Source organism: Methanolobus sp. ZRKC5, from assembly GCF_038446525.1.
Lineage (GTDB): Archaea > Halobacteriota > Methanosarcinia > Methanosarcinales > Methanosarcinaceae > Methanolobus.
Genome location: NZ_CP151792.1, coordinates 2149994 through 2162237, shown reverse-complemented (window position 1 = coordinate 2162237; position 12244 = coordinate 2149994). Strand labels below are relative to the sequence as shown.

11 protein-coding genes and 1 CRISPR repeat array are annotated in these 12244 nt (G+C 36.9%); of the genes, 1 reads left to right on the top strand and 10 read right to left on the bottom strand.

What is annotated here, in order from left to right; all coding sequences use genetic code 11:
• Positions 1 to 514: 514 nt before the first annotated feature.
• Positions 515 to 694 (bottom strand): hypothetical protein, encoded by a 180-nt coding sequence (locus WN948_RS10665; RefSeq protein ID WP_342304186.1) that lies wholly within the window; start codon positions 692 to 694, stop codon positions 515 to 517.
• Positions 695 to 1107: 413 nt separating this feature from the next.
• Between WN948_RS10665 and WN948_RS10660 the strand changes: the two genes are divergently transcribed.
• Positions 1108 to 1512 (top strand): PEF-CTERM sorting domain-containing protein, encoded by a 405-nt coding sequence (locus WN948_RS10660; protein ID WP_342304185.1) that lies wholly within the window; start codon positions 1108 to 1110, stop codon positions 1510 to 1512.
• Positions 1513 to 2608: 1096 nt separating this feature from the next.
• Here WN948_RS10660 and WN948_RS10655 read toward each other — a convergent pair.
• From WN948_RS10655 to cas7i, 9 genes are all read right to left on the bottom strand, one after another.
• Positions 2609 to 2911 carry a hypothetical protein gene (locus WN948_RS10655; RefSeq protein WP_342304184.1) on the bottom strand — a complete coding sequence of 101 codons (303 nt, stop codon included), beginning with the start codon at positions 2909 to 2911 and terminating at the stop codon, positions 2609 to 2611.
• A gap of 385 nt (positions 2912 to 3296) precedes the next feature.
• On the bottom strand, positions 3297 to 3467 hold the full coding sequence (locus tag WN948_RS10650) for a hypothetical protein (protein WP_342304183.1): 171 nt from the start codon (positions 3465 to 3467) through the stop codon (positions 3297 to 3299).
• Positions 3464 to 4546, bottom strand: a complete 1083-nt coding sequence (locus WN948_RS10645; protein ID WP_342304182.1) for a hypothetical protein — start codon at positions 4544 to 4546, stop codon at positions 3464 to 3466. The genes WN948_RS10650 and WN948_RS10645 overlap by 4 nt, the downstream gene beginning before the upstream one ends.
• Positions 4547 to 4675: 129 nt before the next feature.
• Positions 4676 to 6167: direct repeats of the CRISPR family, unit length 29 nt; unit sequence TTTCAATCCCTCTAAGGTCTGATTTTAAC.
• A 194-nt stretch (positions 6168 to 6361) separates the two neighbouring features.
• Complete coding sequence (cas2, locus tag WN948_RS10640; RefSeq protein WP_342304181.1) at positions 6362 to 6625, bottom strand: CRISPR-associated endonuclease Cas2; 264 nt, start codon at positions 6623 to 6625, stop codon at positions 6362 to 6364.
• Position 6626: 1 nt separating this feature from the next.
• Positions 6627 to 7637, bottom strand: a complete 1011-nt coding sequence (cas1b, locus tag WN948_RS10635) for a type I-B CRISPR-associated endonuclease Cas1b (protein ID WP_342304180.1) — start codon at positions 7635 to 7637, stop codon at positions 6627 to 6629.
• Between the two features lie 30 nt (positions 7638 to 7667).
• The gene (cas4, locus tag WN948_RS10630; protein ID WP_342304179.1) at positions 7668 to 8258 is read right to left on the bottom strand and encodes a CRISPR-associated protein Cas4; all 591 of its coding nucleotides are present in this window, start codon (positions 8256 to 8258) and stop codon (positions 7668 to 7670) included.
• A gap of 63 nt (positions 8259 to 8321) precedes the next feature.
• Entirely contained in the window at positions 8322 to 10616 is a 2295-nt protein-coding gene (gene cas3, locus WN948_RS10625; protein WP_342304178.1) for a CRISPR-associated helicase Cas3', read from the bottom strand.
• Positions 10588 to 11295 carry a CRISPR-associated protein Cas5 gene (locus tag WN948_RS10620; protein ID WP_342304177.1) on the bottom strand — a complete coding sequence of 236 codons (708 nt, stop codon included), beginning with the start codon at positions 11293 to 11295 and terminating at the stop codon, positions 10588 to 10590. Before WN948_RS10620 ends, cas3 begins: the two co-directional genes overlap by 29 nt.
• A gap of 4 nt (positions 11296 to 11299) precedes the next feature.
• On the bottom strand, positions 11300 to 12244 hold the full coding sequence (gene cas7i, locus WN948_RS10615; RefSeq protein ID WP_342304176.1) for a type I-B CRISPR-associated protein Cas7/Cst2/DevR: 945 nt from the start codon (positions 12242 to 12244) through the stop codon (positions 11300 to 11302).

Below are 12244 nucleotides of genomic sequence, written 5' to 3'. Positions count from 1 at the left end.
GATTATTTATTCAATCTACCACACTTTAGTTGGTGTTATCCTTTTTACTTCTAATGATTTCTAAGAAACAATGTTTCGCATATTCTATAAGCCATGAACAAAAAAGAATTAAATGTATTCTTAACTAGCTTAGGATACTGTACCACCAGGCACCGACAATGGTTATCGGTGTCTGTCCCCTTTTAAATCATAATTATTCCAATAAGCACAACAAGATTTCAATTTTATGTAGCTTCTTCTATTATTTCCACTTCTCACAACTTCCTTTATTATGGGATCTAGGCAAACTGCAAAAGCATAGATTGTGCTACTACAGCTTTGTAATGGGATCCACATTCCATGCACTTATCATAATGATAGGAGAATGGATCCCAATTATCAACCGTGATATACCAATATCTCAGCCTACCACATGTGGAGCATTTGCGGAGATCTCTTTCTGTTAATCTATACCCACACTTGGATTTGGGATCCAGAACTACCATACTTACATTTCCTTTATTATGGGGTTTAGTCACTCTGCATCAGTTGCAATCAATATATTAGTCAGCATATTTACTAGTCCGCCGAACTTATTTTCAGGAGGAATTGATTCCATAAGCTCATCCCTCCAATTTTGAATTTCTCTCAGTTCAGATGATGAGAGTGTCATTTTCAGTTTAATATCATCCGTTTTAATTTCTTCAAATTCCATCGTTTACACCTTCCTTTATTATGGGACAGAGGAAGCACCCACATGTTTAAAGAATTGGAAATGTAGGTGACCACCCATGTCTAGAATAAAAGAAAACCAGTGCCTTTTAATCACGATTTCCTTTAATTGGCGTAGCTGGAAACCCAGCAAAAATTAGCCATTATTATGGTGTTAATTTCAATAGGATTTCATACAAAATGATAGATGAATATCTGTAGTTTATTCAATGGGCAATAGCTAAAAGTGGCAACTTTGTAAGTAGCAATGTTTAGAATTATAGTTTCACAAAGAGCATATTGCATTATAAAGCAAATATAAACCACATATATAAACTCAGATTTTGTATGAATCTGTGGGGAATCTAAATGAGTAAACATAATTCGATAATTTGTATTGGAATATTTTTGATATTTATGCTAATGTTCGCAGGGGGTACTGCAATTGCACCACCACAGTATGTTCCTGTAGTAGAACCGCTAAGCGACATAAATCCTGTGAACACTGTGCATACGATTACAGTGAAGGATGTTGATCCGGGCAACATCGTGACGTTTGATGTACAAGGTGCAAACACAGATGGTGCTGTTAAAGTCGCCGATTCAACTAAGGTAGTCGCGTTTAGCTACACTGGAACAGCCGTTGGAGAAGATACTATTTTAGTAAGTGTAGCAGATTCAAGTGGAGCACTTATAGGTAGTACAACAGTATCCAAAACTTGGATTCCAGAAGGTGGAGATATCCCAGAGTTCCCAACAATTGCACTTCCAGTAATTGCAGTACTCGGACTGGCATTTATGTTCCAACGCAGAAGAGATTAAGTGAAGATCAAGGTTCTTTTTTTACTTTTTTTGTTAAATTCATGTTTTATCTATTATCATATTCTCATCTTTTCAATAACACAAACCTGGATAATAAAATATTTTGGATGAATGTGCTTAAAAAGGAAAAAACGTTTTTTGAAATGCTAATGGAAATGTTTCCCTAATTATGGGAATTAGGCAACAACACCTGTCACCTACAGTGCAATACCTGTCTCAATATGTGTGAACGGTAAGTGCCGCCTGATGTTGTTTATGCTTATCCTCACCACTTACTTCCTATTCTTGGCGGTTTAGGAATTTCAATTGCAAGGAAAATAGCTTCCTTTACTTGGCAAATTCGGCCTGAAGTGAAATCGCTTTTTCACAAAGTGCTAGTTACCTTTGGACTGACATGCTTAGAATGAAGCCACGACTGAGCGACGACTCATTACACGGAAAAGAAAAAGTAGTTTAGGGAAGAGACATCTTATTTCTCACCCTCATTGATCCCTCTTCTCTAAACCTGATGAGTCACTCCCTAACCCATATCAATTGTTTACACTCCTTGCATATAATCATTTCTTGTAACTATTCAGCCTGATAAAAACACTATCAATAGCAATCTTGACAAAAAGTTGAGACCTACATTTTATTAGGATCATTAATTTTGATTGTTGCCATTGATTGCTTTTTTGATTCTTAGGTTGTTAGTGAGCAAACATCTCCGTTTTGATTAAATCAGTATCAATAGGCTAATTGTGGTAGGCTGAATAGTTACCATTTATTTTTTATTGCACAGTGTTTTCATAGACAGAAAAGCCGAAATTAATATGATTTATTCCTGATTAGATAATAAAACAAGAAAAGACGTTATTAGAGGCATGTAGTATGGGGTTATTGGGGGAGTGGTACGTATTAAATACATAAATAGCTCACATGCCTCACTCTCTCACAAGTTACTCTAATATTAATAGTTTCTCATTTTAATTTATGGGAAAAAATTAAATAATGTTATGTTGTGACCACTTTTCTTGATTATGGTTTATTCACATTATTCCTTTACTTGGCGGTTTGGGAAACTCTGTCATATTATGAATTGTACTGAAATAACAAATCAAAAATAGAGTTCTTTTATTACTGCTCTTTTGGGATTCTTTGGATCAACTCGGAGGACTACTTCATCGCCTTCATGAAATTCATGATTAAAAAATACCTTCTGTGTTAATGCATTTCCTCTCAAGTACTTCACACCCTGAAATTCATACTTGTACTCAACTCTTGAACCACCACTCACGAATGCATTTGCTGAATAAATATATCCAATGACATCAACGCTTCGTGTACATAGAGCATGGAAGAAATGCCATCTCCAAATCAGAAAGATAATTGTAATAATGCTTACAGAGATTGAGCCCATTCTCCACCTCCACAGAAATTCTTGCGGTCCAAATTCTACATAATAAAAAACAATATAAAATGCCCACAAAACTATGGTTAAAGATATTGATAAACTAGAATAATAATCAATTGAGGTGATTGGGTAGTAGTTATATTTTCGTATCTTCTTTTCCATAGCAATAATATATTATATATGCCTACATTTAAATCTTTTTTATGTTCAACTTCTTCCTTTATTATGGGTTGTAGGAATTATCACACTTAATGTAATCTGTCTACGCTAGGAACATGATTGTTTGACATCAATGATGCATTACCAGGGCTTGCCTTTCACGGATGGTGAGAAGATGGAGATCCGGAGAAGATTGGCAGGGTGGAACTAATAGATAGTACAATTATGAATTTTAATCTGATCTCCATGATTTCGCAGTTTCATAGTCTGGATCTATATCAATTTCAGCATAATTGACATGTACATCAGGATTGTATGGTTCTAATATTCCACCACATTTGGGGCATTTTTCAACCCATTCCTGATCAACAATGTGACTGCAGGTAGTACAAACTCTATTCATTTTATCACCTTCTTTATTTTACCATCGTTGTATGCCCAAACAGTATCATCCCCTTTTACTCCGTCCAATTGCTCAACTTCTTGAGCTGTTTGTCTTTCAGACATACTCATATCGGGGTTATATGCATGGACATATTGTATTCTCTTTGTTTTCTTATCCTGGACTTTAAAGTATTGATCTACAAGCTCTTCTCTGCCTCTAAATCCATGACCACGCCAGCGATTAGCCATCTTGCTTAAATGAGTGTCCCAGAAGTTATCGTCCATTACTTTAAAGACAGGTTCTCCAATTACATGCTGTTTATTGCCTGTTAATGTTTTTTTGTCTTCAATTCTGCTTTGTGGGTATTTTGGATCTCTGACAGCAGCATAATAAGCTGGATTTTTTACAAGCGGAATTGTATCTTTTTTGAGTCTGGCTGTCGTTTCACTGTGAGTTGCTGCTTCCTCTAAATCAATGTCTGCCCCTATGTACTGATATCGCTGCAACATCCCCTTTCTGCGCGTATCCATTGCTCTTAGAGCATGGACCATCTCATGAGTTAGAACATCGTTTGCTTCGTGTTTATCCCGCAAAGATCTACCTGAAATCCTGATTTGACTGGTATTTGTACGCGCATCATATATGTGAAAACCTGCTGCTCCTCTTTTAGTTTCTACTCCATATGTCACTTTATCTCGTAGAATATTGTGCTCATAGGGACTGAAATTATCGGATGCATTATTCAGTTCTTTTGGCAATTTACGGTTAGGAGATACTACACTCCAATCATTACCAGGTTCTTTTTTCTTTAATGGTGTGGATTTATGGATAGTAGATGATACTTTTTGTTTCAGAGATTTTTTTGCCTTCTTTGATGGATGGGACTTTCTTTTAGGATTGTCATCAATTCCTATGATATCATATCTGTTTGGTTGTGCATACCATTTATTTAGTCCATCTTCATTATCAGGACTAAACGTATTTACAGCGGTCAAAGACAGATCCATTTCTTTAGACTTTGGTGACCTCATGGAATGCTTAAACATTACACTATCCAGTGACACATCCTTTTTAGATTTCCTTCTCCTTTTAGGCATGGAAAATGTATGTTTTTTTAATGACAGATATTTTTTATGTTGTTTAAATAGTAAGAACAATTGGATTCCTAGAGAAAGAATCAAAGGATAATATATCATCTAGGGGAGGCAAAACGAAGGCACATCGTTGTTTCAATCCCTCTAAGGTCTGATTTTAACATTGTTTTCAATCAGAACATCACTGACATTTGTATGCATTTCAATCCCTCTAAGGTCTGATTTTAACTGAGGATTACAATTATCCTATAGTGGTATCTTATTCATTTCAATCCCTCTAAGGTCTGATTTTAACAGACGAACGGAGAACACATTATTAATTTTATAAAAGTTTCAATCCCTCTAAGGTCTGATTTTAACCATTAATGACACCGCCAACCAGGAAGTTGTTAGATAGTTTCAATCCCTCTAAGGTCTGATTTTAACCATAAGACCAGGATAATCAATATCTTTGTGTTCAATCGTTTCAATCCCTCTAAGGTCTGATTTTAACCTGAACGACCTTAAGCAAATGGACCCGGGCATCCGTGGTTTCAATCCCTCTAAGGTCTGATTTTAACCCATGCAAGCAAAGAAGGGTATATTAATAATTCAATGTTTCAATCCCTCTAAGGTCTGATTTTAACATATTGCAAGCACCGCCGACGGTACACTTCACACGAATGTTTCAATCCCTCTAAGGTCTGATTTTAACATTGTGGATTAATGATGTCTACCATGCTGATGAGTAGTTTCAATCCCTCTAAGGTCTGATTTTAACGAAGCATCGTTCCACCGAGTGCCATTGCTGATTCTAGTTTCAATCCCTCTAAGGTCTGATTTTAACATGGCACTGTTGATTTTGCTGATAATACTAGAATAATGTTTCAATCCCTCTAAGGTCTGATTTTAACTGATATCCGGTTTGAAAATTATATTATAATTGATAAGTTTCAATCCCTCTAAGGTCTGATTTTAACGATATTTCAGTAGCCCCATATACAATAAATGTAGAAGTGTTTCAATCCCTCTAAGGTCTGATTTTAACATTACAGCGCGAATCTGAGCCTAGCCGGAGATTGTCGTTTCAATCCCTCTAAGGTCTGATTTTAACCTTCTGTATCTGTTTCTTCTTCCTCTTCCTGAACGGTGTTTCAATCCCTCTAAGGTCTGATTTTAACCGTTTCAAGGTGGGTGTCGGTGGCTCCAACATAACAGGGTTTCAATCCCTCTAAGGTCTGATTTTAACCCTGCTGCGGACATCTGACTATATATCCAATCGTCGGTTTCAATCCCTCTAAGGTCTGATTTTAACGGTGTCAATGTGAATGTCTGCAATGGTCCCTGTAAATGTTTCAATCCCTCTAAGGTCTGATTTTAACATATCAAGCAAGTTCTTTTTATCTGCTGCTATCTTCGTTTCAATCCCTCTAAGGTCTGATTTTAACTCAAGATGGAATGTGATCCTTTCCGTATCAAAATCGTTTCAATCCCTCTAAGGTCTGATTTTAACGAACGGCTTTGTGGTGATGTCCCTGCGCATTCCAAGTTTCAATCCCTCTAAGGTCTGATTTTAACCATTTGTATATCCCAAATAATAAGTGGTGTTGTCTTCGTTTCAATCCCTCTAAGGTCTGATTTTAACCAAGCCGATTTGTCCATATTTCAACCACCAGTTACTGTCTATTGAAAATCAACTTGCATCTATATTGATGGTGTTTTTAATAACTAACAATTAACTAGCTACTATTAAAAACCATTTACTACAACTAAATTAATCACACATATTTTCGTGGTTCGTTTATCTGTCCCTCCCTTTATATATATCCACGAATGATCTCATATTATGGTATCAATTTCTGCTGGCCGACTACCTAGTTCGTCAAAACCTAGATACATTTTATCTCTCACACGGTAAAAGAAAATGCTATCTTCATCTTCGTTGATTATCTGTTTCAGATAAGAATAGACTTTCATGTACTCTGCTTTTGTTAATTCACCTTCAAGAACACTATTCTGAACCCAGTTTAGATACTGTTTTAGAAAAGTTCGCACTTTGTTTAAACGCTCCACACCGATATCATAGACAACAATTACATACATTTCACCACCACATCACAAGTGGCTTATACACTTCATCACCAAGCACATGCTTTGATAACTTGTAAAGCTCCAGCCTAATGAGACGCTTATACGATACATTACGCTTCAAACCTTTATGCTTGATAGTAGTGCCTAATTTGTCATTGTACTCTTTTAAAAATATCTTCTTCCCTTTATCACTCAGCAGCATATCCCCAATCTCTCCTCTAAAGCAGTTGTCATCCAGCATATTTTTATTCACAAGTTTTAATATAATCCTGTCAATGATGATAGGTTTGAAGATCTCACTAACATCAAGTGCAAGTGAAAAACGACGCTCAAAAGGTTCATGTAGATATGAAATGGTTGGATTAAGCTGAGTATTGTAGATTTCAGAAAGAACTGTTGTATACATCAGGGAATTGCCAAAACTGATAAGCGTATTCATCTTATTTCCTGGCGGGCGACGTGTCCGTGTTACAATCCTGTATTCTTCAGGAAATATCTCATCCAGGGCACTGTAATATATATTGCGTATTCGTCCTTCTACATTCATCATGCCTGCTATTGAATGGGCATCTGGAAGGCGAAGAATCTCCGATTCAATCGAACTTATGTATGAATCTATGTTTTTCTGAATATCCTCTCTGCTCCTTGAATAATATTTCAAGTTTTTAAGAATATTTCCACATGCACCTTCGATGAACTTTCCTGCAAGCTGCATCCGCTTATCGTCATCAAGATACTGAGCTGCCTGTTGTATCACAAGATCACCACTAATTAGCGTCTCCCGTGGATACATGCTGCCTTCGTAGAAACCATAGTAATTGAAAAAATGTATGGGGATTCCGTTCTTTGAAAGATATGACACAACACCCGATGAAAATGATAATTTTCCGTATGCATAAATGGAATATATCTTGTTTATAGGTAAAACGCGTCTCTCGCCTTTGTTTTCAAAGTAAACTGTGTTTTCCTTTCGCTTTAAAATACCATCCTGCAGGATATAATAATCGGCTCGCATAGTGTCCATCTTCTCCATTATCTTAATGACAAAATCTTATCAATCGCCATCACCACAAAAGCAGAACTCGGAATAGGCACATTTCTGGCATATTCGTATGCGTTTAGGATGTGGCATTCTACCAGTGACTATCCTTTCAATGCCCCTGATGTCCTCTTCAATATTCTTCTCTGCATCCGATGTCAATATCACTTCTTTGGTCTGGTTCAGCAAAGGATAATTCATGACACCCTGCGCATCAATTCCTCTCCGTTTGAGGTAATAAAGGTAGTAGAGCATCTGCCGTAGATGGGCATCCTCCATCTTTTTTGTCTTTTTCACCTCATGTAATTCTATGATGCCATTACGCTGCTTCACAAAATCGATGCTGATCGTGTTGTCAATAGTAACGTCCTTTTTGTTTTTGCTGTATCTTTCTTCATGGAGCACCTTGCCGATATTGACATTTTCGTGTTCATGTTCAAGAGTGATATTGTGGGAAAAAAGCCAGAGCTTGGTGTGGCAGATGTGGTAGTAGTTGATCTTGACACCGGTTATTTTCATGGTGGGGGAAAGAGGGTGATCTGTTGTTGAATATTCATCTTTGGGTGCTTTTGTAGTATTTGGTGTGGTGGGATTGTTGTTTGTCATGAGTGCAGAGCTTTTGAGATTAATATTTAAAATTATTATAGTGAGTTTACTGAAATTTGTAAATTAAATACATAAGAAAGGCGTATTGTGTGTAATACCTTTTAATGAATCATAGTGCAAAGAAATATATCGAATTTCACCATTCGTTTCATACTTATTCTTATCATACATCCATTTCGGAATACGAATGTGGTATCCGATGCGTTCAAGGGGAACAAGTTCCTCGACTTCTTTTTGATACTCAATGGGAATGCACGTTTCTGTTGGGTAATCGGATTCTCTCGTGTAAGCAGCAATATCGTCATCAAACAGTTTACCTGTATAAAGATAACGTCTTTGAGAAATTACATCGTAGACTTTAGACTCTGCCTTCTGTAAGCCCATCTCAATCTTTGAATAATAACTATCGTCATACAATTGATTAACTAAATCCCTTAAAACCACTTCACTTGGTTCCTGACCTGCACTTTCAAGTAACGCAAGACTGAACTTTATTATGTCAATATCAGTATAAGGCCTTGGAGAATCAACTTCATAAACATACGCAGGACAGATTACGCCTTCTGGTCTATTACGATTAACACGACCAAACCTTTGAATTAGTGAATCAATTGGTGCAGCTTCGGTATGTAGCTCATCGAAATCAATGTCAAGACTTACTTCGACAACCTGGGTTGTAACTGCAATGAATGAACCATCAGGCAGATTTTCTAACTTGTTTTCTCTGATTCTTCTATGATTGAAGATGAACTGAGAATGAAAAAGAAGTACCTGATCAAGAGTTTCTTTTTCCCCAACAAACAAAGGTGATTCGTCAAGCATTTCAACAATCTTATTATAAATGGCACTACTTTTTGAAACAGTATTTGCAATAACAAGTACCTTTTTCCCGTTGTTAAATGAGGACAGGACCTGTTCAATACAATCATCTATCTTTGCATCTTCAATGTTAATGGAGAGCTTAACTCTGTTATTGTATTGCTTATCCTCTACATGAGAGAATTTTCTCCCAGTTTCGACTTCTATTGTTTCCCTTATAATATCAGGAAGTGTTGCACTGATTACACAAAACTTGCTTCTTTGTCCTGCTCTTTTCATGGCTTCTATTATCAATCCCAAAGTATAGGGATCATAAGCATGGATTTCGTCTAGGATGGTCAGGCTGTTTTGAAGTGCATCATTCCTCGTTTCCCACTGGCTTGAATGGAATAGACTGAACAGCATCTGATCAACCGTGGAAACATTGACAGGATAAAGAAAAGAGCTCATCTCTTTCATTTTATAGTTGAAGTTTATGTAATCATCATCCAGTTCTCCATGCAAAAGGAATCTGGAAGTTCCATGAACAAGAGCAACATTATCATATCCAAAAATGTTGACCATTCGCTCCCACATTTTGTTTGTTGTGGTCATGGTAGGAAGTAGATACAAAAGCCTGTGATTTTCAAGATTATTTTGTGCCCACAATAAACTTGCTTCTGTTTTGCCTGAACCAGTAGGAGCTACCAAAAATGCATCCCCTTTCAAACAACCAGATTTTTTTTGAAAATTATGCCAAATTATTTGCTTTCGAGGAAGAAAACCACTTTTACTATCTTTGTCCTGAACCCTCTTAAGCGTTGATTGCTTTAAAGGATCTTTGATATTATCAATATAGAATTTCTTATCGAGATGAACGCCAGAGCCCCACCAATCACAGTAATGCATTCCCGCTTTCAGAAATGAAAAGATATCACGGACCACACCATCATCAGGGAATAAATCTTTGAAAAGTGAAAATTGTTTATTTACTATATAATAATTCGGTTTATCGAGCTTAGGATAGAAAATTGCAGTTTTTTCTTCATTAAAGGTGGCAGAATAAGACTCACAGATGAACCCTTCTACACCAGACAAGCAGTCATCATAATACTTTGGTGGCATTTTAGCACGCCATTTAGAAAACTTATCTGGATGTAAACGAGAATGATGACTTGCTACTACCAAAGTTTCCAGTTGAAGTTTGGGGATCTCTTCATACAATGGATTATTTTTAACCTGTGATTCAATGAATGGTAAAGAATCAAGAGAATGGGAACAATTTGAATTACTGTTACCCCTGATTTTCATCTGAAAAGGTAGTGTTGCTTTCCCATGGTCATGATACGCAACGCAATAAAATAAGCCTTTAAGAAGTCGCTCTTCACTTATCTGGGCTTTTTTTGCAAGTTCTATACCATCCTCCTTTCGATGTGCTATGAATCTGTTAAAGATACAAAGACAGTCCGAAATATGTTCCTGAAGAGATTGCTGAGGGTTCAGTTTGGCAAGCACTTCATTATTTTTAAGATCAGAGTAGGAAGAAGTTATATCTGCCATCCGTAAACCCTCCTTGTTTACTAAGATGTATTTTCAAGTTCTTGAGAAATGCATAAACCTTAAACTCCGAAGGTTGTCTGACATTATTCTTAACAATAAATGTAGAAGGTAACGTTGCCAGACTATATGGTTCAAAGTATTTTTGATTAGTTATGTCAATTTTAAACCCCTCATCCTTTGGATTGAAAGGCAGGATCGTTTCCCCAAACTCACCTGAATCTACGGGGCTTAAATCTATTTTCTCAACAGACTTTATTGAGATTATTTCATCATCACGCCCTAAACTTAAGGCATATGCAGGATTCAGAAAAGAACCATAAAGCTCATCTATATGATTTTCATCATCAGATGTATAATATATCAGATATTCGGGTTTATAAAGCAGTTCACGCACAAAAATACTTGTTTCGATGTTACTGTCCTTATACTTCTTGTACTTTATAAGATCTTCAGCCTTTCCCATTCCACCAATATCAGACTTCTTGGATATGTCTACAACTGCAACTTTAAGGTCATTGCACTCCTGCCATATAGTGTCTTCAGGAAGTCCAAGTGCAGCTCCGGCAAGTCCTATCAATGTTGTACGTGGAGGAAAAGGAAATGTGCGATGGATTTTATGTGTATTCGGGTCTCTGAAAGAGTTTAGAAGTCCTCGCACATGAAGTCGGATAGCATCCACAATCTCACCCGATGTAAACGTTCTTTATATCATCTCGTATCTGGTCAAAACATTCATTGAGGTTGACAATCTTGAATGTTTCTTTGATTTCATTATCATTTCTGAAAAAACCTGGTAGATATCCAATACATTCATTTTGTATTATGCTTTTACTCGCTACAAGTGTACTGTTCAATAAGTTCACATCCACAGAACCAATATCATCGGGGTTCGTGCGCAAAGTTTCAATGAAGAGAGGTAGTTTTGAAGATTGACGTGTGTAGACTACAAACTTCGGCGACATGTCCGAAAGGAGCCTACTCTGTTTTCCACCTCCCCATAGGTATTCTATTGCTGTAATCAGTGAGTTCAGTCTTTCAACTTTTGCTTCTGCATCAATTTCGAAGCCTTCGTCCTTGTTGAGTTCCATTCCACTAAACTTTCCTATGCGATCAAGTTCGATGAGTATGTTGACTGCAAAATAATTGTGCGTGATTTCAGTTTCGAACATTGATCCGCCAGCATCGGCCTTCCCACGTGTCTGTTCACTACTTCTTGTTCCAAGATCACGGTCATTCTGGAAGGAGTACATTCCAATTGCAGAACTTACCCGCACAGGAGAGGTACGTTTTCGGGTATCACCAGTTACTGCTCTCATGAAACCAAAAAGATCATCGTCAATATAGCTTACAGGGTCACATTCTGTAAAGTCAGGACTTTTGGTTTTCGATTCACTTGTCTTCTCTTCATCACTACGAGGATCCTGTAATGGGGAAACATCGCACCCCAACTCCATAAACTTGTTCCTTATATTGCGACGAATCGACTGACCTGATATATATGGTAGTGTTGAACCATCTGGTAGTGTAATCTTTTTAAGCGTAGAAACATTATCTTCGTTAAATCCACTGTTTGCATTTCCTATACTCATTTTGAACAGATAACTGATGTTTAAGCAATTTGATTCCAT

Coding starts and splice junctions, on each gene's coding strand:
- cas4 (WP_342304179.1), bottom strand. CDS start 8,258: ATGACAAACAACAATCCCACCACACCAAATACTACAAAAGCACCCAAA.
- cas1b (WP_342304180.1), bottom strand. CDS start 7,637: ATGGACACTATGCGAGCCGATTATTATATCCTGCAGGATGGTATTTTA.
- cas2 (WP_342304181.1), bottom strand. CDS start 6,625: ATGTATGTAATTGTTGTCTATGATATCGGTGTGGAGCGTTTAAACAAA.
- WN948_RS10650 (WP_342304183.1), bottom strand. CDS start 3,467: ATGAATAGAGTTTGTACTACCTGCAGTCACATTGTTGATCAGGAATGG.
- cas3 (WP_342304178.1), bottom strand. CDS start 10,616: ATGGCAGATATAACTTCTTCCTACTCTGATCTTAAAAATAATGAAGTG.
- WN948_RS10645 (WP_342304182.1), bottom strand. CDS start 4,546: ATGCCTAAAAGGAGAAGGAAATCTAAAAAGGATGTGTCACTGGATAGT.
- cas7i (WP_342304176.1), bottom strand. CDS start 12,244: ATGGAATCAAATTGCTTAAACATCAGTTATCTGTTCAAAATGAGTATA.
- WN948_RS10665 (WP_342304186.1), bottom strand. CDS start 694: ATGGAATTTGAAGAAATTAAAACGGATGATATTAAACTGAAAATGACA.
- WN948_RS10660 (WP_342304185.1), top strand. CDS start 1,108: ATGCTAATGTTCGCAGGGGGTACTGCAATTGCACCACCACAGTATGTT.
- WN948_RS10655 (WP_342304184.1), bottom strand. CDS start 2,911: ATGGGCTCAATCTCTGTAAGCATTATTACAATTATCTTTCTGATTTGG.